Consider the following 24756-nt stretch of genomic DNA (forward strand, 5'->3'; position numbering starts at 1 on the left):
GTCGGGGGTCACCGTCCGTGCGTGTCGCCCGCCGCCGAGGAGCGGGGAACCGGGGTACGCGGACCGCCCGGCGGTGGCACCAGCCGGCGGATCGCCCGCTGCTCGTCGCCGCGCCCGTACTTCTGGTCGAAGTGCCGTTTCACCGTCGCGGCCGGCGTGCGGTCGGTGTCGGCGGGCTCGGCCAGCCCGAACACCGCCGGGGCCGCGCCCGGGGCGCGGGGCGGCAGCACAGCCCGTACGGTCAGCGGCCCGGTCACCCGGAAGCTTCCGCAGTCGACGTAGTGCTGCCCGTCCACGGTCACGTACGGCACCGGCACCTCGACCACGTCGGAGCCGTCGTGGCGCAGGGTGACGGTGACCGACCAGTACCGCTCCAGGTTCACGGTGGCCTGCTCGTGCTCCCACAGCTCCTCGAACCGGGCGTGCACGAACCCGCCCCACGGGCTGTCCATGTCGACTTCCAGCTGCGGCACGTTGAACGACAGCTTCCCGATGGGGAAGAACGAGATCAGCGCCCGCCCGTCCCACTGGTAGAGCTGGATCGACGGGGACGCGTCGTAGAGCCGCACCTGGAGGCGGTGCCGCAGCGCGGGGTCCAGGGTGCTCTGGAACGCCGCCAGGTGGCGCAGGTTGGTGCGGATCTGGCGTGGCACGTCCACCCGCTGCCGCTCCAACTCCTCGGAGCGTTGCTGCGCGGCGGTGCAGTCCGGGTCGAGCAGAAGCAACTGCACCTGCGCGCCGTTGGCGAGTGCCGCCCGTACCGCGCCCAGGGTCTCGTCCCGGTGCGTACGTTCCAGCAGGATCGTCCAGGTGTCGAGGATCCGTACCCGGCGGCCGGAGCGGTGCAGCCGCGTCACGAAGGCGCGTTGGTCGAAGCTCAGATGCTCCTGCACCCGCGCCCTGCGGGCCTCCTCGAACAGCGGGTCGAAGATGACGTACGAGATGGCAGCGAGCACCACGCTGGAGCCGAGGTTGAGCAGCAGGTCGCTGAGGAAGCCGGTGCTGCGCCAGGCGGCGAGCAGCATCACGGCAGCGACAGTCAGCAGCGCTCCGCCGACGACGAAGGCGCGTCGTTGCCGGCCGCCCCGGTCAGCCCACCCGGGCATCCGGTCCTCCTCCGTCGTGGCCACGATCACGGAATGCGGAGGATACGTGTCGGCTTTGCCGTTCGCTGTCCGGTTCACGACCGACGCGCCGGGTTCGCGCTGTCGGGGCGACCACGGTCACCTCGTCGCCGGGGACACCTCCTCACCGGGAACGCCCACCGCCCGTGCGGTGAACCGGGGCGTCGCGGCGGTGAGCACGGCGGACGCCACCGGTGGACCCCACCCGTCGGTCAGGTCCGCCACCAGCGCGGCGACCAGCCCTGTCACGTCCCGTTCGGCGTTGGCGTGCAGCGCCTCGGCGACGATCAGCACTGACGAGGTGTCGGCCCGTACGGCGGACAGGCCGCTCTGCCGGTTGACCCACCGCCGCGCGTGGGCCCGCCCGGCGGCGTCTGCGTAGGTCACCTCGCCCGGGTCGGGATGCTCGGTGTCGCCGGCGAAGGTCAGGTACTCCTCGTCGCCGTGCGCGAGCCGCACTGTCAGGTCGCCGTCGACCCGGTCGGAGTCCAGCACCGCGACCGGGATGGCGTACGCGGCCGAGACGGCGTTGCAGAGATCGACGAGCGGGTGCAGCCGGGGCAGTTCGCCGTCCAGGCGTAGCCGTCGCAGCAGCGCTTCGGAGGCGCACCGGTACTGCGTGGGCCGCAATCCCATGACGGTGTACGCCCGCCGCCACGCCTGGATCTCACCGAATGTGCTCTCCGGGCCGCCGGCCAGGCGCTCCCGGGCGCGGGCCAGGTAGCCGGCGGTGCGCTGCTCCAGGTCGGCCGTGGCGGTGATCCCGGTCGCCTGCACCACACCGGCGACCAGGTCGGGGTGTGCGGCGCGAAGGTGCGCCGAGTGTTCGAACTGCACGGGACTCCTATCGTTCGGTGAGGGCGAGTGTCACGCCGAGCGCGACGAACGTGCCGGCGACGGACCGGCGCAGCCAGTCGGTGACGCGGGGGCGGGTCAGCACCCGGTCGCGTACGCGGGCCGCGAAGACGCCGTAGCCGCTGAACACCGCGAAGGTGAGCAGCATGAACACCGCGCCGCAGACGAGCATCGCCCGGGTCGAGCCCGGGGCCGTGGTGTCCACGAACTGCGGCAGGAACGCGACGAAGAACAGCGTCGGCTTGGGGTTGAGCAGGTTCACAAGGACGCCGGAGACGATCACCCGGGTCGCCGAGCGGGCCTGGTGATCGCCGCCGGCAGTGAAGGCGCTGCGGTCCCGTACCGTCGACCAGGCCAGGTAGAGCAGGTAGCCGACGCCGAGGTACCTGACTACCTCGAACGCTGTTGCGCTCGCCTGCATCAGCGCGGCAAGCCCGGTCATCGCCGCCAGCAGGTGCGGCACGACGCCCAACGTGCAGGCGAACGCCGCCAGCACCCCGGCTCGGGCGCCTCGCGACAGCCCGGCGGAGAGGGTGAAGAACACCCCGGTGCCCGGGGTCACCACCACGACAAGCGTGGTGATCAGGAACGGGATTGTCACTGTTGTCCTCCGGCGCGGTGGGCGGGGCGGTCTCCTGCCCACTCTGCTGCCACGATGGACCGATGAGCAGGGCCAAACCGAACGCGTCCGAGGGGTCCATAACGGCCGGGTCGGACTTTCTGCACCTGACCATCGCCGACGCGCCGTCCGGCGGACGCGCCGACTGGCTCGCCGCGCGGCTGCGGCAGGCCATCGCCGAAGGGCGGATTCCGGTCGGCGACAGGCTCCCCGCCACCCGCGTGCTCGCCGCCGACCTCGGCGTCTCCCGAGGTGTGGTCACCGAGGCGTACCAGCGGCTCACCGAGGAGGGCCACCTCACCGGCCGGGGGCGGGCCGGCACTGTGGTGGTCGGCGGTCCAGCCGCGCCGGCCCCGCCGGCACCCGCCCCGACCGCCGCGCCGGCACCGGCGGCACTCTTCCCGCCGGCTCCGGGCAGCGACATCTTCGACGCGGTACGCGCGGCCCGCGCGACAATCGACCTGACACCCGGCGTACCCGACCTGACGGCCTTTCCCCGCGCGGACTGGCTGCGCGCCGAACGGACCGTGCTGCGTGGCCTGGCCGCTGCCGACCTCGGCTACGGCGACCCGCGCGGCGCGCCCGTGCTGCGGCAGGCAGTGGCCGCCCGGCTGGCCCGCAGCCGCGGCATCGCCGTCGACCCCGCCGACGTGATCATCGTGGCCGGTGTGTCCCAGTCGCTGGGGCTGCTCGCCCAGGCGTTCGGCCCGGCCGGCATCGACCGGATCGCGGTCGAGGACCCTGGTTCGCTGGGTGTACGCCAGCATCTGAACAACTGGCGGATGGTCACTCCGCCGATCGCCGTCGACGACGCCGGGCTACGGGTCGACGAGTTGGCCGCGAGCGGCGTCCCTGCGGTGCTGCTCACCCCCGCGCACCAGTTCCCGACCGGAGTGGTGCTCGACGGTGACCGCCGCCGGCGGCTCGTCGAGTGGGCGCGGGCCGGCGGTGTGATCATCGAGGACGACTACGACGCCGAGCACCGCTACGACCGCCCGCCGGTGCCGGCGTTGTGTGGCCTGGTGCCCGAGCAGGTCTGCTACACCGGCAGCGTGTCCAAGCTGCTCGCCCCAGCGCTGCGGGTCGGCTGGCTGCTCGTGCCGTCCCGCTGGCGCGAGGCGGTGGTGGCCGCGAAACGCAACGCCGACCTGGGCAACGCGGTGCTTCCGCAACTGGTGCTGGCGGAGCTGATGACCTCCGGCGCGCTGGATCGGCACCTGCGGCTGCTGCGCCGCAGGCACATCCGCCGCCGGGACGCGATGATCGCCGCCGTCGCCCGGCACCTGCCGGGCGCCACTGTGCACGGCGCCGCGGCCGGACTGCACCTGATGATCACCGTGCCGGGCGTCGTGGCGGACACCGACCTGGCGGCGGCGACGCTGGCGCGCGGCGTGAAGGTGCAACCCCTGACCTGGCACTGCCAGCGCCCGTACCGGCCCGGTCTGGTTCTCGGTTACGCGGCCCGCACGACTACCGAGATCGAGAACGGCGTCACGCAGGTCGCCGCCGCGCTACGCGAGCTGACCCGCGCCGCCGCAGGCTGAGCGCCGGCCCCCGCCGCACAGGTGCCGGGCCGGGTCAGCCCAGGAACAGTTGCACGAGCACCAGCACGGCCAGCAGCGCAGGCCCTCGTGACCCCTGACGCAGCAGGTCCACCGGAACCATCCCGAACGGCGTGTTGACAGTCGCGCCCCCGTAGTTGATCGGCGGGCGCGTGCCGGCCCGCCAGGCGGCGGCCACCACGCCGAGCGCCAACGTCGGCGCCAGCCAGGGCGGCCCGGCCTCGACGGTCGGCAGGGTCAGCAGCCACCACAGGCCCGCGCCGATCGCCGGCACCACCACGTGGATCCCGCGCAGCAGGTTGTCGCTGCCGCCGAGCGCCCGGCGCAGCCCCGGTGACCGGCTGATCGACCGCAGGCCGCCGGTGAGCCGGTCGGTGGCGAGATAGGCGAACACGACCTGCGCGGCACCGGCCAGCCCGGGCAGGGCGAGCGCGGCAGCGTACTGGACGCCGACGAGCGCAGCCCAGATCAGCAGGGCGCTGGGGTGACGGCGCAACCGGCGTACGTCGGCCTGCAACAGCGCCCACCAGCTCGGTCCGGGCCGGATCCGGCTGCTGCGCACCCGGCCGATGCGGCGCCACCGTCGGCTCTCCACCAGGCTGGTGAGCATGCTCGGATCGAGCAGGATCGTCGCCGTGGCGGCGGCGTTTGCGAACTGCGCGCCGGTGGTCAGCGTGGCCCGGTCCACCCGGGGCAGCGCGCGGGCCGCGAAGACCGTGCCGGCGACAGCGAGCGGCACCCCCACGGCGACAAGCGCGGCCGTCGGCAGCGTCGCCGGCTGGGGCAGTCCGTTGCCGAATCGACCGGCGAGCACCACCACGGCCGTGACGACGCCAGCCGTCACCATCGGCACCGCACCGACGAGCGTCGGCCACCGCCGGCCCGTCCGGTCACCCTGGGCGACGACGCTCAGGGCCAGCGCGGCAGCACCCCACCCGGCGCCGGCGCCCGCCGCCCAGCCCAGGGCGTCCGGCTCGCTGACACCGCCCAGCACCGCCACTGCCACGCCGAGCAGCGCCGTGCCGGTCGCCGCGCCCACAAGCAGGACGCCGAGGCGCGGCGCCAGCCAGGCCCGCCTGTCGACAGGGGCACTTGTCACCCAGCTCTGCGTGGCCGGCGTGACAAGCAGCGGACCGAGCGCCCGCAGACCCCGCCAGGCCAGCCCGGCGCCGGCCAGCAGCGCCGCCACCGCCAGCCACCACCGCACCCCGGGATCGGCCCGGCCGACGGTGGGGGAGGCCAGCATGTCGCGACTGGCGCTGATCGCGAACCAGCCGTACATGCCCACGAACAGCACCATGACGTACGCGTCGCCAAGCACGTCGCCGAGCGAGTGCTCGTGGTGGCGACGGCGGGCCTGACGCAGGTGCGTACGCACCTGACGGGCGCTGGGCACCCCGACCGGCGCGTCGGCGATCGTGGCCGGTGGTGCGGTCACCGGCCGATCTCGATCCGCTCGTCCACGACCGCGTCGATCAACTCCGGGTCGTGCGAGGCCAGCAGCACTGCGGTGCCGGCGTCCCGCTCCCGGCGCAGCCGCTGTGCCAGCCACTGCCGGCCACGCACGTCCAGCCGCTGCTCCGGCTCGTCCAGGATCAGCACCCGACGGGGGCGTACGAAGCAGGACGCCAGGGCCAGCCGGCGGCGCTGCCCGCTGGACAGGGTCACCGGCAGTTGGTCGCGGGCCGGCTCCAGGCCCAGCTCGACGAGCACCTCCTCGACCGGCTCGGCGTTGCCCCCGTGCGCGTACGCGACAAGTTCCAGGTGCTCGACCACTGACAGGTCGGGAAAGAAGTCGATGTCGTCCAGGGCAGCGGCCACCAGCGCCCGTACCTGCGGATCGGTCTCGTCGGCCCGGCGGCCCTGCACCAGCACCTCACCGGCGTCCGGCCGGTCGGCGCCCACCACGCAGCGCAGCAGTGTGGTCTTGCCGCTGCCGTTGGGGCCGAGCACCACGGCGATCCGGCCCGCCGGCAGCGCGAAGCTCACGTCGTCGAGCACCACCAGGTTGCCGAAGTTGCGACTGAGTCCCCGTACCGTGAGCGCATCCACGGTCACACACTCTCCCAGACCGTGCCGTCGGCGGTCAGCCGCCCGCCGTCGGCGGTCAGCCGCCCGCCGTCGGCGGTCAGCCGCCCGCCGTCGGCGGTCAGGCACCGTCGAGCACGGCGTCGGAGTCACCCGGCACGGTGCCGGAGTCGTCCCGCCCGGCGTCGGAGTCGTCCAGCCGCCCGTCGGCGGCGGTCAGCGCCGGCTCGTCGTGGACCTCCTCGGCCACCGATGCCGCGTCCGCCCAGTGCCGCCGCGCCTCCGCGCGGTCACCAAGCGAGTCGGCGGCATCGCCCAGGTAGAGCAGGGTCCGGGCCAGCCCCGGGGTCGGCCGGCCGGCCGCACGCAGCCGCCGGCTCTCGGCAAGCAACTCGTACGCCGCCCGCGCCTGCCCCGGTGCGCTCGTCAACAGCGTCGCACCGGCGTTGAGCAGTGCCGCCGCCCGGCTTGTCGGGTCGTTCACCGACTCGTACTCGCGCAGCGCCGCCCGCCACGCCTGCGCGGCGTCCAGGTGCTCGCCGAGTGTGGCGTGCACGAGCACCAGGTTGGTCAGGGCCGCCGCGTAGCCGCGCGCGTCACCCACCGACCGGAACGTGTTGGCCGCGCGCACGAGGTGGTGGTGGGCGGTGTCCAGCTCGCCCCGCGCCAGCTGGGCCGCGCCGAGACCAAGGTCGGTGAGGGCGTGCCCGGCCCGGTCCGCCGAGGAGCGGTGCCGGCGGGACAGCTCCAGGTGCTCCACCGCGTCGTCGAGCTGCCCCAGGTCGAGCAGTGCCAGACCGAGGTTCATCCGGGCCTGGGCGGTGCCGCGCCGACCCCGTTCGGCAACCGCGAGGGTGAGCGCGGCGGCGGCGCCCTGCGGGTCGTGTCGGCGTCGACGCAGCACGCCCAGCTCGTTGTGCGCCCACCCGGCGATCTCCGGCCGGTCGTCGGCGGTCGGGGTGGCCAGCACCGTACGGCAGACCTGCTCCCACTCGTCGAGCCGTTCCACGTGCGCGAGCCATCCGCACAGCGCCACGGCCAGCCGGAACCACCAGCGGCGTACCCGACGGGGCAGCGTCTCGGCCGCCCCGGCCGGCACCCGTACCACCGCCAGCAGCAGCTCCTGGTGCAGGTCGAACCAGCCGTACGGGTCGTCGTCCAACGGCAGTGACCACTCCCGGTCCGGTGGGGAGCCGAGCACTGCCAGGTTGGCCGCGTGCCGTTCGGCCCGGCGGGCCAGGTGCCGGGTCAGCCGGGCCTGCGCGGCGACACGGGTCCGGGACGGTTCGGCGGCGCGCAGGTGCAGCCGGGCGTTGGCGGCGAGCAGCGGCCGGATCTCGTACCGGTCACCGGGTGCGCCGACCACGAACGCGGCGGCCGCGAGCTGGTCGAGCAGCGCGGTCACCCGGTCGGGATGCCGGGCGGCCAGCGCGGTGATGGTCGGCCGGTCCACCGGGGCGGGGGTCAGCGACATCAGCCTGTACAGGCGGCGGGCCTCGCGGGTCAACGCCCGGTACGCGACGTCGCGTTCGGTGACCAGTTGGGCTGCCGGCGACACGGCGACCCGCTGGTGCGGCGGGGTGTGCACCGCGCGTCGCAGCGCGTCGAGCACGTCCGAGTGCCGCCAGCCGTGCTGCGCGGTGCGGTAGCCCAGCGCCCGGATCGTGCGGGGCTGCCTGCCGCACAGGTCGACGATGTCGCGTACCGCCGGATCGGTGCGTGGGTCGGCACGGCGGGCCCGGGCGGCGGGCGCGGCACTGCCGGCCGCCGCGAACAGCTCGACCGCCTCGTCCGGGCCCGGCTCGGCGATCCAGTGCGCCACCACCCCGCTGAGACCGCTGAGCGCGGGCCCACCGGCGAACAACAGCCGGCAGGTGCGGGCGGTGGGTGGCAGCAGCGGGCGTACCTGCTCGGGACTGTCGACGTTGTCCAGCACCAGCAGGATCTTGCGGCCGTCGAGCCTGCGGCGTAGCGCTGCGGCGGCGGCCGCGAGGGCGTCCGGCCGGCCCGAGGCGGGCGGCGCGGTGCCCAGGACACCCGCCAGCGCGGTGAGCACCTGGCGGGCGGTGCGGGGCCGACCGCCCCGACGCAGGTCGAGGTGGTACTGGCCGTCCGGGTAGTCGTCCCGGCACAGGTTCGCCACCTGGACGGCGCAGGCGGAGGTGCCCACCGCCCTACGGCCCAGCACCGCCACCGCGTGCTCGTGGGCGAGCAGGCCGAGCACCGTCCGGACGTGCTCGTCGCGGCCCGTGAACCCGGCCGGGTACGGCAGCGTCGGCACGTCGGTGACGGGTGCGGTGACGACGTCGGTGGGTTCCGGGGCGGTCTCGCGCACGGCCCGGCGCCGGCGCATCTCGAACACCACGAAGCCGGCCGCGCCGCTGACGGCAAGCGCGATGCTCGCCGGGCCGAGCACGCTGGCGGCCAGCTCGGACAGCAGGTTGCTGGCGAGGTTGCCGAGCACCCCGCTGACAAGCGTGCCGACCGCGATGAGCACCGGCCAGCGCGGCCCTCGACCGGTGCCGCCGGGGCCGGTCACCGGACACCTCCGGAGACCAGGCCGGCGACGAGTTGTCGCCGGGCGAGCACCATCAGCACCACCGGGAGCACCGAGGCGAGCACCGACCCGGCGGCCAGGACGCCGCTGTTGGACACGAAGCCTCGGGTCTGCCCGGCCAGGAACAACCCCAGCGGCGTGGCCTCCGGCCCGCTGAACAGCAGCCCCACCACCAGGTCGTTCCAGACCTGGACGAACTCCAGAACGGAGACGGCGACAACGGCGGGCAGGTTGTGCCGGCCCAGCCGGCGCAGCGCGCCCCACCACCGTCGGCCGCCAAGCCGGGCGCCGCGCACCTGCTCGGCGGGCAGGTCGGCGAACGCGTTGCGCAGCACCAGCACTGCGAACGGCACGCCCAGCGCCACGTGCACAAGCGCCAGCCCTCGGGCGGTCCCCGAGGACAGGACCACGCCCAGCACCTCGTTGACCGGGCCGGCGATCACCTGCACCGGTACGATCGTCGCGGCCATCAGCAGCAGGCCGGTCGCCTGCGCGGCAGGCCCGGTCAGCCAGGCCAGCGGGTACGCGGCCAGCAGCGCGATGACCAGCACCGTGGCGGTCACCACTGTGGCAAGCAGCAGCGTGAAGCCAAGCGTTCGCCACAACTCACCGCTGGTCAGCAGGGCGTGATAGGAGCCCGCACCGGGTGGCGTCGACCACCAGCCGCGCGCCGCCGCGTCCACCTGCCCGTGCGCCGACGTGGCGACGAGCACGACAAGCGGTATCAGCCACGCCACCGCGGCGGCCGCGGCGAGCAGCCGGAACAGCCGTCGTGGCGGTGCCAGCGCGGCGGGCTCCGAGCCGACCTCGACGCGCGGCGGCGGCCACGCCTGACGGACGAAGAGAGCGGCCACCAACATGCCGGCGACGACCGCCACCAGCCAGACGACGCCGAGCGCGGCGCCCGGCCCGGTGGTGGTGCCACCGGAGGTCTGCCACACCCGCAGCGCCAGCACCGCCGCGTCGTCGCGCACCGACCCCGGCGTCATGACCAGGATCAGGTCGAAGGTCCGGCTGGTGCCGAGCGCCACAAGCGCGAAGACCACAGCGACGGTACGCAGCAGCAGCGGCCTCCACTGCGCGTCCCACAGGACGTGCCGGCGACCGCCGCCGTAGGCGCGTACCGCGTCGGCCAGGCTCGGCGGCACCTGGTCCAGTGCGGCCCGGAAGACCAGCACCGCCAAACCCACCCACGCCCAGACGAACGCCGACATCAGCGCCACGGTGACCAGGCGAGGCCCGAGCAGTTGGGGAGCGTCCTCGGCGGACCGGCCGGTCAGCCGCGCCAGGACCAGTGTGGCCAGACCACGGCCCGGGTCGGGGTCGTACATCAGCCGGAACGTCACGCCGGTGACGACGAGCGGCAGCGCCACCGGCACCAGCAGGATCAGCCGGACGAGCCCGCCCTCCTGGGAGCGACGTGACGCGACGGCGAGCAGGTAACCGAGCGCCGTCACCACCGCCGGCACCAGCACCGCCCACAGCACTGTCCGTCCGACCACGGCGCCGGTGCCCGGCGCGGCGAGGGCGGTGCGGAAGTGCTCCGCGCCGACCCAGCGGCCGTCGGTGGTGACACTGGCGTGCAGGGTGCGCAGCACCGGCCACAGCAGCAGCCCGCCGAGCAGCAGCGCGGCCGGCAGCAGCAGCGCGGACGTCGCCCCGGCCGCCGGGTACACGCGGCCACGGCGCGGTGGGCCGACGTCGTCGAGCACCGCGAACTCGCCGAGCACCCGGGTTTCGCTCATCGGCCACCTCCCGCGCTGCGGGCCGCCGCGGCGAGCTGCCCGGTGGCACGCCGGACCGCCTCGGCGGCGCGTACGCCACCTGTGACGTCGGCGAAGAAGTCCTGCATGATGCGCCAGATGCCCACGCCGTCGGAACCGGTGAACGCCCCGCGCAGCTGGTCGGAGAGGTCGAACCGCAGCGTGCCCGGATCGCGCATCTCGGCGGCGAACCGGCGGCGGACCGGATTCGTGTAGTCGGCAAGCGGGATCGTGGTGTTCGGTGACAGGTAGCCGCCGGCATGCAGCCAGGGGCGGAACGAGTCGGCTCTGGTCAGCCACTCGACCAGCTCGACCCCGCCCCGCGCGTCGGCGAACACGACAGCTGCGTCCCCGCCGACGATCAGCGGGCCGACGCCGCTGCCGGCGCTGGGGAACCGGAAGGCGGCCGCCTCCTCGGAGCCGCCGCGGAACCTGCTGCCCACCTCGGCCGTGAAATCGGCCTCGAAGACCATTACCGCACGGCGGGAGCGCACCACCTGGATCACCGACTCCTCGTACTGGGTGAGCAGGGCGCGACGGCCGCCCCCGACGAACGCGCCGTCGATGCTCCACAGCTCGGCGAGCCGGTCCAGGGCGTCGCGCACCGGCTGGCCCCGCCAGTCGGCGTCCGGCCCGGCCAGGGCGTCGTACGCGGCGGGCGCCAGGTCGGCCAGCACGTTCTCGAACCAGTCGGTGAGCACCCAGCCGTCGGCCGCGCCGATCGCCAGCGGCGCCGGGCCGTCCCCCCGCACGGCGAGCGTGCCGAGCCGGCGGGTCAGCGCGACCAGCTCGTCCCAACTGGTCGGCGGGACGGGCAGCACCGAAGGCAGGTGCCAGATGAGGGACTTGTGCGCCGCCTTCACCCACACGCCGTAGCGGTGCCCGCCGGTCCTCAGCAGATCGTTCAGCCCGGCGGGCACCGCGTACTCGTCGGACGGGAGCACGGGCCGCAGCCAGCCCCGGGCGGCGTACTCGGTGACCAGGCCGGGACGCGGCAGGATCGCCACGTCCGGTGCGGTGCCGGCGAGATGCCGGGCGCGCAGGAACGCGTCGATGTCGTTGCCGGCGCTGACCACGTGTACCGAAGGGCCATAGCCCTTCACGACCTGCCGGAAGCGGTCCAGCTCGCCGCCGCTCCACACCACCGCCACCTGCACCGAACGGGTGCTCCCGGCGCAGCCGGCGATGGTAGCGGCCGCACCGACAGTGGCAGCGCGCAGCAGGGTACGGCGGGTGGTCCGGCCGCCCGGCGTCACCGGGGCGCCCCGTCGGCCTCGGTGACCAGCTCGTGCCGCCGGGGGATCTCGGCAAGGGCGGCCCTGTCGGCCGTGCACACCAGCACCGCCACTCCGGGCGCGTCCGGCGGGGACAGTCGTGGAAGCAGGTCGCCGAGGCGGCTGCCGCCGGCCGGTTCGGTGGGCAGGTCGACCACGAGGACCTCGGGCAGGCACACCGCCGCGCGGGCCAGCGCCACCCGGAGCCGTTGGGCGTCGGAGAGCAGGTGCGGCAGCAGGCCGAGCGTCGGGGCGAGCTCCAGCCTGTCCACCACAGTGGACGTCCAGTCGTCGGCCACCTCGTGCACCCGCTCGCGTTTGCGCTGGCCGTACTCGATGTTGCGGCGGACGGTGAGCTGCGGCAGCAGGGCACCGCCGGCCGGCACGTAGCCGATCTGCCGACGCGGCGGCGGCAGCGCCGTCACGTCCCGGGCACCGACCATGATCCGCCCGGTGGCCGGTGCGGCGAGCCCGACAAGCACCCGGGCCACCGCGGTGCCGACCGCAGGTGGCCCCACAAGCGCCGTCGTCGTGCCGGCGGGGACGTCGAGGGTCACCGGCCCGGTACCGGGGACGGCGACCAGTGCACGTAGCCGTAACGTAGCCCTCACCTCCGGTGACCGCGGGTGACGGTCCCAGGGTGGCACACGATGCCGACAGCCGATGTCCCGCCGGCTTCCACAGTGGAAGCGGCGGGCTATCGCGCCGGCTGTCCGGTGGGGGCGTAGAGGGCCGCCAGCCCGGCCGCCGTGGCGGCCAGGCGCTCGCGGAGAGCGACAGGGGTCAGCACCTCCACGTCGGCGCCGAGGCGCAGCAGGTCACCGTGGGCATGGGTGAGCGACTCGATGGGCAGTACAGCGGTCACCCAACCCCGCGCGTCGGGTGGCCCGGCGCTGGCGTCCACGGCGGCCACCACCGGATCGCTGCCGACCTCCCGCAGCCGCTCGCGGCCGGCGGGGGAGAGCCGGACGGTGGCCTCGTCGCGGTGCAGCCGGGCCCGGAACCCCACGACGTGCGCCCGCCACCAGGTCGGCAGGTCGAAGTCGGCCGGCCGGTCGAACTCCTGCGCCAGCGGGGTCAGGGCGAGGATCTGGTTGACCCGGTAGGTAGCCGGTGCGTCCCGGCCGGGTTGGGTGGCCACCACGTACCACCGGCCGCCCTTGAGCACCAGGCCGTACGGCTCCAGCACGCGGGTCACCTCGCCGCGCCAGCCGCGGTAGCGCACCTCGATGCGGTGCTGACGCCAGACCGCCTCGGCGGTCCGGGCCAGCTCCGGGGACGCGTCGCCGTCGGCGTACCAGCCGGGGGTGTCCAGGTGGAAGCGCTGCTGGAGCTGGGTGGCCCGGTCACGCAGCGGCGCCGGCAGCGCGGCGTGCAGCTTGAGTTGCAGCGCGGCCACCACGTCGCCGTAGCCCAACTCGTCGGCCGGACCGGGCAGCCCGGCCAGGAAGAGCCGGTCGGCCTCCTCTGCGGTCAGGCCCGTCAGCCGGGTACGCCAGCCGTCCACAAGTTGGTAGCCGCCGGCGTGCCCGGCCTCCCCGTACAGCGGGATACCGGCGGCATGCAGCGACTCCACGTCCCGGTAGATGGTGCGGGGGGACACGTCCAGCCGCTCGGCGAGCTGCGCGGCCGTGAGCCGCCCGTGCGCCTGGAGCAGCAGCAGGAGGGAGAGAAGTCGACTGGCCCGCACTTCACTGACACTAGTTGTCAGGGGAGCGGTCGTACCGTCCCGGCATGGCTTTTCGCGACAAGGATCTGACAACGCCTCCGGCGATCACTGTGGACGCCCGGCAGTTCAAGCGCTACCACATCGACCAGCCGCAACGGCCCATCGAACCGGAGGTGGAGAAGGCCGCGTACGACATGCTGCCCACGTTGCTGAAAGACGTACCGAGCGACGGCACCCCGGGCGCCGGGTGGGTGGTGCTGCACCGGGGCGCGGACACCGGCGCGTACCTGCTGGCCTACACCTGGGTGTGGGACAACGCGGTGGAGATCCGCGTCGCGGTGGCGGGACAGCCGGCGCTGGACTGCCCCGATCTGGACCCCGCGCACTTCGTCGAACTGCGCCGTCCCGCCGTGGGCTGCGTGTGGGAGTTGGCGGTGCTGGAGCACGAGCGGGCCGCCTGGATCCGGCACATGCTGGCGCCAGCGAGCCCCGACCTCACCGGTTACCTCAACGACACGCGAGCGGAAGGGCCGGTGGGCCGCTGATGGGCGACTTCGACTTCTTCGTGGGGACCTGGAACGTCGTGAACCGGCGGCTGCGCGAGCGGCTTGTGGGCTCCGACGAGTGGGAGGAGTTTCCCGGGGTGTCGGTCGCTCACGGCTTCTTCGCCGGCGGCGGCCACTTCGACGAGATCACGTTCTCGACCAAGGGCTCCGCCGGTGCCACGATCAGGATCTTCGACCCGGCCCGGCAGCAGTGGTCGATCTACTGGATGAGCAGCGACAGCGGCGTGCTGGAGCAGCCGCCGATGGTGGGTCGCTTCGTCGACGGCGTCGGCCGCTTCTACGCCGACGATCAGCACGAGGGGCGACCGGTGCGGTGCCGGTTCATCTGGTCGGACATCAGCACGACCACGGCCCGCTGGGAGCAGGCGTTCTCCACCGACGGCGAGCAGACCTGGGAGACCAACTGGGTCATGACCTTCTCCCGAGTATCGGGCCGGTGACCGGGCGGCCCGTCACGGGGCGGTGCCGCCCCGCTTCTCCTCCTGCGCCATCACCGCCTCGCGGTGCTCCGGCTCGTCGCGGCGTGCCAACTCCGCGGCGAGCCGGGGGTCGGCCACCAGCCGCTCCCGGTTGCGGTGCAGGAAATTCTCGAACCCCCCGGTGTACGGGCAGGCCAGGTCACCCAGCGCCCGCTCCGGCACGTACCGGCAGCCGCCGCAGTAGTCGCTGATCTCGTCGATGTCGGTGCCGTCCACCGCGTACGGGCGGGTGTCCACCCTTGCCAGGTCGGCGTACTGACTCATGCCGATCACCGTCGTGTTCATCACCCAGTCGGTGCCGTCGACGAAGCAGCGCCGGAACCAGTCCGCGACCTCGGTCGGACGCCAGCCGCGCTGCAACGCGTAGTTGCCAAGCACCAGCAGCCGGGGTGTCTGGTGCGTCCACGCCCGGTCGCGGACGGCGGCGAGCACGTCCGCGAGGCAGCGCGCCTCCACAGCGTCGGCGTCCAACTCGGCGAACCAGTCCGGGATCGGCTCGGTGGCGGCCAGCCAGTTCGAGCCTCGGAACCTGGGCTCGAAGTACCAGTACAGCTGCCACAGGAACTCCCGCCAGCCGAGCAGCCCTCGGATGAACGGCTCGACAGCGGTGCGTGGGGCGGCGCCGTCCCGCCACGCCTGCTCGGCGGCGCGTACGGCCGGCTCCGGGTGCAGCAGCCCGAGGTTGAACGAGGACGAGAGCGCGGAGTGCGCGAACAGCGGGTCCTCGGCGCTCATCACGTCGGCCCAGCGGCCGTACTCGGGCAGCCGGTGGGTCAGGAAGTGCTCAAGCCGGGCCTGCGCCTCGGCGTGGGTTGCGGGGTGCTGCCGGGGGCCGTCCCGGCCGACGAACCGCACGCCGTCGGCCGCCCACCGGTCCAGGTCGCGGCGGACCTGCGCGTCGATGTCGTCCTCGACGATCGGCGGCGGTGGCGGAGGTGTCGCCGGTACGGCGTGGCCCTCCGCTGGCGGGCGGCGCGCCGGCCCGGCCCCGCCGGCCGGCCCGGTCAGCACGATGTGCCGGCGGCGGACGTGACGGTAGTGGTCGGCCATCCGGAGCGGGCCGCGCCTGGTGCGGTCGGCCCAGGCGGCGAAGTCGTCCTGGCTGGTGATGAAGCCGCGCGCCGGCAGGACCGTCAACCCGGGCACCGAGCGGGCGAAGCGCAGGGCCGCCCAGGAGTGCGGGTGGCACACCTCGACCGGTTCGGCGACCTGTGCCAGGGCCTCCCGGAACGTGTCCGTCCGCAGCAGCAGCGCCCGGTCGCCCAGTTCGGCGGCGCGGTGCCGCAGGGCCGAGAGGATGAGATGTGCCTTCTGCCGGTGCATCGGCCGACGGCGGAACAACTCCCGGATCTCCGCCAGCAGCACCGGCTGGTCGGGGTCGTCGAGGAAATGTGGCCCGAGTTGGTCGGCCAACAGCCATCGGCGGCGAAGCATGCCGCAATTCTGCCGACTTCCGGGCCGCCGCGCCCGAACGGCGGGCCGCATATTCGCGCCGCGTGCGTGTGTCGTGGCGTCGTGACGTCAGGAGGGGCCAACGCCGGCCGGTGCCGGCGCGGCACCGTCGTCGCGTCGACGCAGCACCACCGTGAGCGCCACCAGGGCGACAAGCAGCAGCGCGAGGACCTGCACCCGGGCTGGTCCCAGCGGCGCGAGCAGCGCCAGTCCGGCGACGACCGGGTACGCCACGACCACCGCGCCGTGCTGCTGGCGGCGGACGTGCAGCATCCACACGGTCAGCAGGAACACGGCGATCGGGATGGCCACGGCGTAGCCGGTAGTGGTTCCGGAAACGTGGGCGAGGTGCCGCTCGTCGTCGACCACCACCGGCAGGCCGGCGCCGACCGCCGCGAAGATCAGGTAGTGGCCGTAGCCCCAGATCAGCGAGTACGGCAGCCGGTCCGGCGCCTCGCTCGGCCTGTCGAAGTAGAGCCACCAGAGCGCGAAGACGATTACCGCGCCGGCCCCAGCGAGGGACCAGAGCCCGTGGTTGCCCGCGTCGACGCCGGTCTGGATCGCCACCGAGATCGCCAGGACCGCCTCGCCGAGCACGATCAGCGTGAACAGCCCGTACCGCTCGCCGATGTGCCCGGGGTGCCACGGGGTCATCCCGGGTCGCTCGGCCACCGCGGGCACCAGCAGGTCGGCAAGCGCCAGCACCACGAACGCAGCGATGCCCCACCCGTCGGGCAGGGCCAGCCGCAGCAGCCAGCCGAGCTGCACCACTGTCACGCCGATGGCGTACCGGCGGGCCGCCGCGCGGTGGGCGGGATCGCCGGCGGCGGCTCGGCTCCACTGCACGACGGCGGCCAGCCGCATCACCACGTACCCGTATGTGATGATCGTGAAATCGCCGTCGGTGAACGCCCGCGGAACCCCGGCCGCGAGGATCAACGCCCCGGAGATCTGCACCAGCGTGGTGATCCGGTACACGTCGTCGTCGGTGTCGTAGGCCGAGGCGAACTAGGTGAAGTTCATCCACGACCACCAGATCGCGAAGAACACCATCGCGTAGCTGGTCACCGCGTGGCGGAGGTGGCCTTCGGAGACATCGTGGTGCAGGTTGGTCGCGGCCTGCGCCACCGCCACCACAAAGCACAGGTCGAAGAGGAGTTCCAGCGGCGTGGCCGCCCGGTGTGGCTCGTCGCGGCTGCGGGGCCGCATCGGCCGGTAGAACGGCCGCAGCGTACGAGGTCCGGTCACCGCCGGGTTCAGTGGCGTCGGCGGCCGTGGGTCAGCCCCTCCAGCACCATCGTCAGCCCGGCGCCGACCAGCCACACGTCCTTGGCGAGCCCGGTGCCCTGCTGGGTCGGGCGGATGCTGCCCGGCTCACGCATCCCCGGCGTCTTCAGGTACAGCTGCACCAGGCCCGCGCCGAACGCGGTGAGGCCCAGCCCCACCAGGGGCGTCGGCACGAACGGCGTGAGCAGGGCGGCCCCCAACGCAATCTCCGAGCGAGACAGCAGCTTGGCGAAACGCACCGGCTCGAACTGCTTGAGCTGCGGCAGGGCCGCCACCGCCATCCCGTGCATGCCCGCCGCCGCCTCACCCTCCAGGTTCCGCTTGCCCAAACCCGAGTTGAGAAAGTACGCGCCGATGCTGACCCGCAGCGGCAGATGCGCGAGTTTCATGATCACTCCTGGTGGCCGTGGTCGGAACTGCGGCCCGCGTACCCCGCGTGACCCGCGATAACCCGTCGCCGGGGCGGCTGGGACGGCCGTTGTCGTCGGGTAGGTTCGGCAGGGGCCCACCGCCGCGCCCGGTTCACCACCTGCCGGCATCCGGTCCCCGCCGCACACCACCAGCAGGAGGCGAAGTGAGCCAGGAAGTCCGGGGAGTCATCTCCCGTAGCAAGGGCGCACCGGTCGAGGTCACGACGATCGTGGTGCCCGACCCGGGGCCCGGTGAGGCGATCGTCCGGATCCAGTCCTGCGGGGTCTGTCACACCGACCTGCACTATCGCGAGGGTGGCATCAACGACGACTACCCGTTCCTTCTCGGCCACGAGGCGGCAGGCATCGTCGAGCAGGTGGGCGACGGCGTCACCGACGTTGCCCCGGGCGACTTCGTGGTGCTCAACTGGCGTGCCGTCTGCGGCGACTGCCGGGCCTGCCGGCGGGGGCGGCCGTGGTACTGCTTCAACACCCACAACGCCCGCCAGCGCATGACCCTCACCGACGGCACCGAGCTGACCCCGGCGCTGGGCATCGGCGCGTTCGCCGAGAAGACCCTCGTGCACGCGGGCCAGTGCACGAAGGTGGACCCGGCCGCCCGGCCGGCCGCTGTGGGCCTGCTCGGCTGCGGCGTGATGGCCGGGCTGGGCGCGGCCATGAACACCGGCAACGTCACCCGTGGCGACTCGGTCGCGGTGATCGGCTGCGGTGGCGTCGGCGACGCGGCGGTGGCCGGTGCGCTCCTCGCGGGCGCGACGACGATCGTCGCCGTGGACACCGACACCCGCAAGCTGGAGTGGGCCCGTAAGTTCGGCGCCACGCACACCGTTAACGCCTCCGAGACCGACCCGGTCGAGGCGATCCAGGCCGCCACCGGCGGTTTCGGCGCCGACGTGGTCATCGACGCGGTGGGTCGTCCGGAGACGTGGAAGCAGGCGTTCTACGCCCGGGACCTGGCCGGCACCGTCGTCCTGGTCGGCGTGCCCACCCCGCAGATGCAGGTCGAGCTGCCGCTGCTGGACGTCTTCGGTCGCGGCGGCGCCCTCAAGTCCAGCTGGTACGGCGACTGCCTGCCCAGCCGGGACTTCCCGATGCTCACCGAGCTGTACCTACAGGGCCGCCTCGACCTGGACGCCTTCGTCACCGAGGAGATCGCCCTCGACCAGGTCGAGAACGCGTTCGACCGGATGCACCACGGCGACGTGCTCCGTTCGGTGGTGGTGTTCTGATGACCGCCCGGGTCGACCACGCGGTCACCGCCGGCACCTTCTCCCTCGACGGGCAGACGTTCGACGTCGACAACAACGTCTGGGTGATCGGCGACGACACCGAGTGCGTGATCCTCGACGCGCCGCACGACGTGGAGGCGATCCTCGCGCTTGTCGGTGACCGTCGGGTCCGGGCGATCCTGGCCACCCACGCGCACGACGACCACGTACGGGTCGCGCCGGAACTGGCACGGGCCACCGGCGCTCCGGTGCTGCTGCACGCCGACGACCGGGTCCTGTGGGACATGGTCCACCCCCACCTGCCGCCGCACGGCGAACTGCACGACGGGCAGGACATCGAGGTGGCCGGCACCACGCTTCGGGTGCTGCACACTCCCGGGCACAGCCCCGGCGCGTGCAGCTTCTACGCCCCGGATCTGGGCGCGGTGTTCACCGGCGACACGCTCTTCGCCGGCGGGCCGGGTGCCACCGGTCGCTCGTACAGCGACTTCGACACCATCGTCGGGTCGATCCGCACCCGTCTGCTCACCCTGCCGCCGGAGACGGTAGTGCACACCGGGCACGGCGACGACACGACAATCGGCGCGGAGGCCCCCCACCTCCAGGAGTGGATCACGCGGGGCCACTGAACTCCGGGCACGCCGCCGCAGTGACTGGCACGCCGCCAGCGTGCGCTGCGGCGGGCTGGCGCTTCCGGTGTGCGCTGCGGCGGGCTGGCGCCGTCGAGGGTCGGCGGCTGGCGCGCGGTCGACGGGTCAGCGCTCGTCCGCCGCGCCCAGCACCGGCTTGACGTCGAGCACTGGGGTGCCGTCGAGGGCTTCCAGCTCGGCCACCTGCACGCGCAGCCCGTCGACGGCCAACACCCGGACACGGTGCAGGCCGATCGGGTTGGGGCGGTGCGGGGAGCGGGTGCTGAACACGCCGGTCTCCGGTCGGCTCTCGTCGCCGCGCGGGTGGACCGCCAGCAGATCGCGGCGGGCGCGGTCCAGCCAGGTCAGCACCAGCAGCTCCGCGCCCACCGACAGGTCGCCCAGAGCCCGCTCGACCGACCTGTCGAAGACCAGCCAAGCGGCCGGCGCACCTTCGTCGCCCTGCCGGGGTGCGCTCGCCGCGTCGGTAAGCGGCGAGACGACCCGGCCGACCGGCCGCAGCACGTACGCCTCGTCTGTGTCGCCCATCCTGGACCCCCTCCGGACTGCCTGAACCTACCGCCGCCGACCGACGTTACGATCTGCGGTCATGACCGCCGAGCAGCCCGCGCCCGTCGTCCGTCAGCTGCGCCTCGTGGTGGAGGCCGAGGACCACGAGGCCGCTGTCGCGTTCTTCCGCGACGCGCTCGGGTTGTCCGAGGAGGCGGCGTTCAGCGGCGACGGGGATGCCCGGGTGGTGATCCTGGATGCCGGCCGCGCCACGCTCGAGATCGCCAATCCGGCACAGAAACGCATGATCGACGAGGTCGAGGTGGGTCGGCAGGTCGCGCCCCGCATCCGGGTCGCCTTCGAGGTGGACGACGCCAGAGCGACCACCGCCCGGCTCGTCGCCGCCGGGGCGGCCGAGATCGCGCCGCCCACGCTCACCCCGTGGCAGTCGTTGAACTCCCGCCTCGACGCCCCCGCCGACCTGCAGATCACCGTCTTCGAGGAACTGCGTACGCCGGAAGAGCGCGCCGGGTTGGACGGCTTCGGAACGGGACGCGACGCCGACGACTGAGCGGAGGCGGGCCATCGGGAGCGCCGCCGACGGCTGAGCGACGCCGGGTGATCGGGCTCACCGGCACGCCGCGACCGACCGTGACACGGGTTCGCCGTCACCGACTGTTACATCCAACGCCCGCCGCATCCCCGGCCTCGGTGCTTGCTGTCGTTGATCCACTCGGGCTCCTGGAAATCGGCGCATCCCAGGTGCTCGGACACCGCGATTTCCAGGAAGTCGAGTCGATCATCGCTCGGAGGGCTCGGCGTGCGCCGTCACCTTGTGTGCCTGTTGCGTGGGTTGAAGCAGAGCAAAGGAAGCACCGCCACCCTCAGCCGCCGCCTCTCACGTCACGCTCCGCTAGACCCCGCCGCCCGTAGCTGTCCGTCCCGGGGCCGCGTGCCCGCAGTTGTCCGCCCGCCCGGAGCCGCGCGCCCGCAGTTGTCCGTCCGTCCCAGAGTCGCGTGCCGTAACTGCCGCCGTCCGGGAGCTCCGCCCGCCGTCTTGCTGCGCAGGAGGGTTTCGGCCGCGTTGGGCGGTCCGTCCCGTAGCCGCGAGTGACCGGGACCTCATCTCGCCGAGCACTGCGCATATCCGGAATGGCCGACACCGCAACCCGGTTGTGTCCCCTGAACCGCCGGAGCCAAACACTTTCCGCGGTCATCTCCCGAGGAACGTTCACCCCGGAGCGTTCCGCACGATCGAAAGGGCAACCATCGTGAAGGTCGACTTCACTCGATGGCTCCCGGCCATCGCTAAGGACAAACACCGCAAGACCGCGCTGAGCGTTGTGGGCATCGCCGCCCTCGGCGGGCTCGCGCTGGCCCCCACCGCGGTTGCCGCCCCGGTCACCTCAGGACCGCACGAGGGTGCCGTCGCCGCCATCGACCTCGCCACCGGCAAGGCCGCCACCGAAGCCCGCCAGGACGACCAGCCCGTCGAGTCGGGCCTCACCACCGGCTCCCCGACAAGCAAGCCGCCGGCCGGCAAGCCCAGCCGTGCCGAGTTGATCCCGCACGGCGTCGAGGGCGCACAGTCGCGCATCCCGCTCGACGACGCGCAGCTCGACAACGCACGGGCGATCATCGACGTGGCCGAGAAGACCGGCGTCGGCGACCGGGGTGCGGTGATCGGCATCGCCACCTCGTTGCAGGAGTCGAAGCTGTACAACCTCGGTCACCTCGGCGCGTACAACGACCATGACTCGCAGGGCCTGTTCCAGCAGCGCCCGTCGTCGGGTTGGGGCACGCCCGAGCAGATCACCGACCCCGAGTACTCCGCCACGGCGTTCTTCACCGCTCTGAAGAACGTGGGCGGCTGGCAGGACCTGCCGCTTACCACCGCGGCGCAGACCGTCCAGGTCTCCGCCTTCCCCTACGCGTACGCGCAGTGGGAGGAGCAGGCGGCGGACCTCGTCCAGCAGCTCTCGTAACACCCGCACACACACGCCGGCCGGCTCCCGAGAAGGGGGCCGGCCGGCGTCGTCGTGTGCGCGTACCGTCAGCAGGCCGGATACAGGCGGCGGGTGCCGACGCCGGCGGCGTACGCGGCCCTGTCGCTGAACCGGCAGCCGTAGTCGGGTCGCGCCACCACCGCCGGGTCGGTCACCGTGTCGCCGGCCGGGCGCTTGCCGGTGCGTACCCATGACACCAGGTCATCCCAGCCGGCGCCGGCCTCGGCCGGGCTGAACTCGCAGTGCTGCGCGGCCCGGATCGCCCGCTGCACCACAAGCCGGCTGCGACCGTGCCGCGCCACGTCGGTGGCGTACGCCTGCTCCATGCTGAACGGCACGAACAGGTCACCGAGGCCGTGCAGGCTCACCACGGGCGCGCTCGGACGGCCGGCGATCTTCGGCACCTCGGTGAGCGTCGGCAGGAGTCGCTGTACGAGATTCTCCGGAGCGACCCGCTGCACTGTCGCGTTGACGTTGACGGGACTGTTCGGGCTGTAGCGGGTCAGCAGGTTCGTGGAGATCTGGCCGGGCCGCTGGGCGGGGGAGGTGCCGCCCTCGGTCACCGAGATCGAGAACAGGAAGTCCTTCCAGATCGCGAAGGCGGCATCGGCGCCGGGGCGTGGTCCGCCCGAGCGGTTCACCGTGATGGCCCGCAACTGCTTGCCGCGCTCATTGGTGGTGTCCGGCCCGGTGGGCGTGAGCCCTGCCAGGCCGAGCGCGACCTGGATGCGGGGCACCGCGTTGCTCAGGTAGTCGGTCGGCGTGGGATAGGCCGGCACCCCGGCGAGGGCCTGCGCGACAAGGTTGTAGTCGAGGAAGAAGTCGAGAAGCGTCTGGTCGCCGAGCACTCCGCACATGGGCAGAGCTCCGTCGTAGAAGCCGGGATACTGCTCCAGTGAGCGACCGATGACGTACCCGCCCATCGACACCCCGGCCAGGTACGTGCGGTGCGGCTTGCGTACCGTCCGTCCGAAGTGGTCGGCGAGTTCCTTCGTGCTCAGCACCCCAGAGCGGATGTCGAAGCCGTTGCGATCGTACGACGACGACGCCCACGCGTACCCCTGGGCAAGCACCCGCTGACGCAGGTCGAAGGCCGGCGGCTCCGGCGACAGCACAGTGCCCTGGCCGCGGTAGCCGTGCGCCCACAACACCAGGTCACCGTTCCACCGGGCCGGAACCTCGATGATGTACGCGGCGTGCCGGTGCACGCCCTGGCGTACCGTCGTCGGTTTGCCGGCCACCACCAGCGGCGCCAGCGGCGGATTCTCGAACGTGTAGCCCGGCAGCGGCTGGCTGCCACGCGGATCGTGGGCGGCGGCGCTGGCCGGCGCGGCACCGGCGAGACCGACCGCCAGGGTCAGCGTCGCGGTGGCGGCGAGCAGGCGGCGCAGGGTACGAACGGGTACGGACAGCATCGATGCTCCCCATCGGACGGACGCAGGCGGGACGGTTGCCTACCGGCCGGTAGCGCCCTGAACCTAGGACCGCCGTCGAACACTGTCAATGGCGGTACTGACCAGCCAGTCAGGGAGTCGACCCGGCCGCCTGGTCCGCCGGGCCGGTCCGGTTGACTGGTCGACGTGAACGAGTCGATCTGGGATGCGGCGCGCGCCTCACGCAGCTGGTTGGACGCCGCCAACGGCACCGGCCAGACGGAACTGACATGTCGCATCCTCAAACTCACCGAGGAGGCGGGGGAGGCGTCAGCGGCGTGGATCGGCCTACTCGGGCAGAATCCTCGCAAAGGCGTCACCCACACCCGCGAGGACGTAGCCGCCGAACTGGCCGACGTCGCCTTCACAGCCCTGGTGGCCATCGAGAGCCTGGGCCTGGACGCGCAGGCAGTGTTGGACGCGTGCGCCGCAAAGGTCAAATCCCGCCTGATGCCCTAACCGCTCGCCCCTCGCCTGCCGCTGCCTGCCTGCCCGCCCGCCGTCCGCCGCTCGCTCGCCGCTCGCTCGCCGCTCGCTCGCCGCTCGCCGCTGGCCCGTCCGCCGTGTTCGCCCCCGCCGTCCGCCGCTCGCTGCCCGCCTGGCCTGCCCTGCCGGCTGTTGTGGGTGACCGCGGTTGTAGGGTCGGGCGGGTTGCGGTGCGTTTTGGGAGCATTTGGGCGGCGGGCGTGGGCTTGCACAGTGGCCGGGGGCGACGGCAGTGATTGATCGACTCGGGTTGCATGAAATCGGTGTGTCCGTGCGCGGAGGATGCCCCGGTTTCAAGGAGCCCGAGTCGATCACCGCCCGGCTGACCGGTTCGGCGACGCCTTACGGCGGACATGGGGGCGGTATGTCCGCTGGCGGGGGTTTGTGGGTGTGACCGGGGGCATTCCCAGGCCGGAATCGCGGCGGCCCCGGCCGGGTTACATACCCTGACGGTCGCAGTACCACCGGCCGCAAGGCCATCTCCCTCGCGGGGGACGCTGCCTGGACCGTGGCGCCGGCTCGACGCGGTAGCCATGGATAGGCCGCCCCGGGAATGACCCCGGCCGCCGGGTGGTTACACATGGACCCGGCCGCCAGAGGCGCTCCCCGCGCCCAGCCGCCGTCGATGACTTTCCCCCTTTTGTTTTGTGCAGCGCCGGACGAGGTGCTCACACCCGCGCGCCCATCCCCCTTTTGGGTTGGCGGGTGTTTCCTACCCCCGAAGGAGCTACCCCCATGAACACGATCTTCCGTAAGAGCATGCTGTCCGTTGCCGGTCTCGCCTTCGCCGGTGGTGT

General features: G+C 73.1%; 22 protein-coding genes and 1 pseudogene. 8 read left to right on the forward strand and 15 right to left on the reverse strand.

Annotated elements, in window-relative coordinates; all coding sequences use genetic code 11:
* Positions 1 to 8: 8 nt before the first annotated feature.
* The 3 genes from ACPXB1_RS14460 to ACPXB1_RS14470 all read right to left on the reverse strand — a co-directional run bounded on the left by ACPXB1_RS14460 (position 9) and on the right by ACPXB1_RS14470 (position 2580).
* The gene (locus ACPXB1_RS14460; RefSeq protein ID WP_425735388.1) at positions 9 to 1106 is read right to left on the reverse strand and encodes a DUF5919 domain-containing protein; all 1098 of its coding nucleotides are present in this window, start codon (positions 1104 to 1106) and stop codon (positions 9 to 11) included.
* Between the two features lie 117 nt (positions 1107 to 1223).
* Positions 1224 to 1961: a B3/B4 domain-containing protein gene (locus ACPXB1_RS14465; RefSeq protein ID WP_425735389.1), complete on the reverse strand. Its 738-nt coding sequence runs from the start codon at positions 1959 to 1961 to the stop codon at positions 1224 to 1226.
* Positions 1962 to 1968: 7 nt separating this feature from the next.
* Positions 1969 to 2580: a LysE family translocator gene (locus ACPXB1_RS14470; RefSeq protein ID WP_355595055.1), complete on the reverse strand. Its 612-nt coding sequence runs from the start codon at positions 2578 to 2580 to the stop codon at positions 1969 to 1971.
* Between the two features lie 62 nt (positions 2581 to 2642).
* Between ACPXB1_RS14470 and ACPXB1_RS14475 the strand changes: the two genes are divergently transcribed.
* Entirely contained in the window at positions 2643 to 4142 is a 1500-nt protein-coding gene (locus ACPXB1_RS14475) for a PLP-dependent aminotransferase family protein (RefSeq protein WP_355595054.1), read from the forward strand.
* Positions 4143 to 4176: 34 nt separating this feature from the next.
* On the opposite strand, the gene ACPXB1_RS14480 is transcribed toward ACPXB1_RS14475, so the two are convergent.
* The 7 genes from ACPXB1_RS14480 to ACPXB1_RS14510 form a co-directional block, all read right to left on the reverse strand.
* Positions 4177 to 5598: a DUF6297 family protein gene (locus ACPXB1_RS14480; protein ID WP_355595052.1), complete on the reverse strand. Its 1422-nt coding sequence runs from the start codon at positions 5596 to 5598 to the stop codon at positions 4177 to 4179.
* Positions 5595 to 6218, reverse strand: coding sequence for an ABC transporter ATP-binding protein (locus tag ACPXB1_RS14485; RefSeq protein WP_053656192.1), 624 nt, complete (start codon positions 6216 to 6218; stop codon positions 5595 to 5597). Before ACPXB1_RS14485 ends, ACPXB1_RS14480 begins: the two co-directional genes overlap by 4 nt.
* A 91-nt stretch (positions 6219 to 6309) precedes the next feature.
* Positions 6310 to 8727, reverse strand: coding sequence for a tetratricopeptide repeat protein (locus ACPXB1_RS14490; RefSeq protein ID WP_355595050.1), 2418 nt, complete (start codon positions 8725 to 8727; stop codon positions 6310 to 6312).
* A complete protein-coding gene (locus ACPXB1_RS14495; protein ID WP_355595048.1) occupies positions 8724 to 10490 on the reverse strand; it encodes a hypothetical protein in 1767 nt (588 codons plus the stop codon). Before ACPXB1_RS14495 ends, ACPXB1_RS14490 begins: the two co-directional genes overlap by 4 nt.
* On the reverse strand, positions 10487 to 11764 hold the full coding sequence (locus ACPXB1_RS14500) for an ABC transporter substrate-binding protein (protein ID WP_355595046.1): 1278 nt from the start codon (positions 11762 to 11764) through the stop codon (positions 10487 to 10489). The genes ACPXB1_RS14495 and ACPXB1_RS14500 overlap by 4 nt, the downstream gene beginning before the upstream one ends.
* Positions 11761 to 12339: an ATP-binding cassette domain-containing protein gene (locus ACPXB1_RS14505; protein WP_425735390.1), complete on the reverse strand. Its 579-nt coding sequence runs from the start codon at positions 12337 to 12339 to the stop codon at positions 11761 to 11763. The genes ACPXB1_RS14500 and ACPXB1_RS14505 overlap by 4 nt, the downstream gene beginning before the upstream one ends.
* A 140-nt stretch (positions 12340 to 12479) precedes the next feature.
* Positions 12480 to 13472: a helix-turn-helix transcriptional regulator gene (locus ACPXB1_RS14510; protein WP_355632760.1), complete on the reverse strand. Its 993-nt coding sequence runs from the start codon at positions 13470 to 13472 to the stop codon at positions 12480 to 12482.
* 44 nt (positions 13473 to 13516) lie between these two features.
* Here ACPXB1_RS14510 and ACPXB1_RS14515 point away from each other — a divergent pair, with 44 nt between their 5' ends.
* Positions 13517 to 13996 carry a hypothetical protein gene (locus tag ACPXB1_RS14515; protein ID WP_355595040.1) on the forward strand — a complete coding sequence of 160 codons (480 nt, stop codon included), beginning with the start codon at positions 13517 to 13519 and terminating at the stop codon, positions 13994 to 13996.
* A complete protein-coding gene (locus ACPXB1_RS14520) occupies positions 13996 to 14457 on the forward strand; it encodes a hypothetical protein (RefSeq protein WP_355595038.1) in 462 nt (153 codons plus the stop codon). Before ACPXB1_RS14515 ends, ACPXB1_RS14520 begins: the two co-directional genes overlap by 1 nt.
* Before the next feature lie 12 nt (positions 14458 to 14469).
* Here the strand turns inward: ACPXB1_RS14520 and ACPXB1_RS14525 are convergent, their stop codons facing one another.
* From ACPXB1_RS14525 to ACPXB1_RS14535, 3 genes and pseudogenes are all read right to left on the reverse strand, one after another.
* On the reverse strand, positions 14470 to 15930 hold the full coding sequence (locus ACPXB1_RS14525) for a cryptochrome/photolyase family protein (RefSeq protein ID WP_355595036.1): 1461 nt from the start codon (positions 15928 to 15930) through the stop codon (positions 14470 to 14472).
* 87 nt (positions 15931 to 16017) lie between these two features.
* Positions 16018 to 17157, reverse strand: a pseudogene (locus tag ACPXB1_RS14530) (low temperature requirement protein A).
* A gap of 47 nt (positions 17158 to 17204) precedes the next feature.
* A complete protein-coding gene (locus ACPXB1_RS14535; protein ID WP_355595034.1) occupies positions 17205 to 17624 on the reverse strand; it encodes a hypothetical protein in 420 nt (139 codons plus the stop codon).
* Between the two features lie 185 nt (positions 17625 to 17809).
* Here ACPXB1_RS14535 and ACPXB1_RS14540 point away from each other — a divergent pair, with 185 nt between their 5' ends.
* Both ACPXB1_RS14540 and ACPXB1_RS14545 read left to right on the forward strand, forming a co-directional pair.
* On the forward strand, positions 17810 to 18895 hold the full coding sequence (locus ACPXB1_RS14540; RefSeq protein ID WP_425735391.1) for an S-(hydroxymethyl)mycothiol dehydrogenase: 1086 nt from the start codon (positions 17810 to 17812) through the stop codon (positions 18893 to 18895).
* Positions 18895 to 19524, forward strand: coding sequence for an MBL fold metallo-hydrolase (locus ACPXB1_RS14545; RefSeq protein WP_355595030.1), 630 nt, complete (start codon positions 18895 to 18897; stop codon positions 19522 to 19524). The genes ACPXB1_RS14540 and ACPXB1_RS14545 overlap by 1 nt, the downstream gene beginning before the upstream one ends.
* Positions 19525 to 19650: 126 nt before the next feature.
* Here the strand turns inward: ACPXB1_RS14545 and tsaA are convergent, their stop codons facing one another.
* Complete coding sequence (gene tsaA / locus ACPXB1_RS14550) at positions 19651 to 20073, reverse strand: tRNA (N6-threonylcarbamoyladenosine(37)-N6)-methyltransferase TrmO (RefSeq protein WP_425735392.1); 423 nt, start codon at positions 20071 to 20073, stop codon at positions 19651 to 19653.
* Between the two features lie 61 nt (positions 20074 to 20134).
* Here tsaA and ACPXB1_RS14555 point away from each other — a divergent pair, with 61 nt between their 5' ends.
* Both ACPXB1_RS14555 and ACPXB1_RS14560 read left to right on the forward strand, forming a co-directional pair.
* Entirely contained in the window at positions 20135 to 20605 is a 471-nt protein-coding gene (locus ACPXB1_RS14555) for a VOC family protein (RefSeq protein WP_425735393.1), read from the forward strand.
* 700 nt (positions 20606 to 21305) lie between these two features.
* Positions 21306 to 22019 (forward strand): hypothetical protein, encoded by a 714-nt coding sequence (locus tag ACPXB1_RS14560; protein WP_355595024.1) that lies wholly within the window; start codon positions 21306 to 21308, stop codon positions 22017 to 22019.
* A 68-nt stretch (positions 22020 to 22087) separates the two neighbouring features.
* On the opposite strand, the gene ACPXB1_RS14565 is transcribed toward ACPXB1_RS14560, so the two are convergent.
* Positions 22088 to 23455: a hypothetical protein gene (locus tag ACPXB1_RS14565; protein ID WP_355595022.1), complete on the reverse strand. Its 1368-nt coding sequence runs from the start codon at positions 23453 to 23455 to the stop codon at positions 22088 to 22090.
* 165 nt (positions 23456 to 23620) lie between these two features.
* Here ACPXB1_RS14565 and ACPXB1_RS14570 point away from each other — a divergent pair, with 165 nt between their 5' ends.
* On the forward strand, positions 23621 to 23932 hold the full coding sequence (locus ACPXB1_RS14570; RefSeq protein ID WP_425735394.1) for a MazG-like family protein: 312 nt from the start codon (positions 23621 to 23623) through the stop codon (positions 23930 to 23932).
* Positions 23933 to 24756: the final 824 nt, after the last annotated feature.

This window comes from Micromonospora sp. DT68 (assembly GCF_049847245.1).
Taxonomy (GTDB): Bacteria; Actinomycetota; Actinomycetes; order Mycobacteriales; family Micromonosporaceae; genus Micromonospora; species Micromonospora profundi.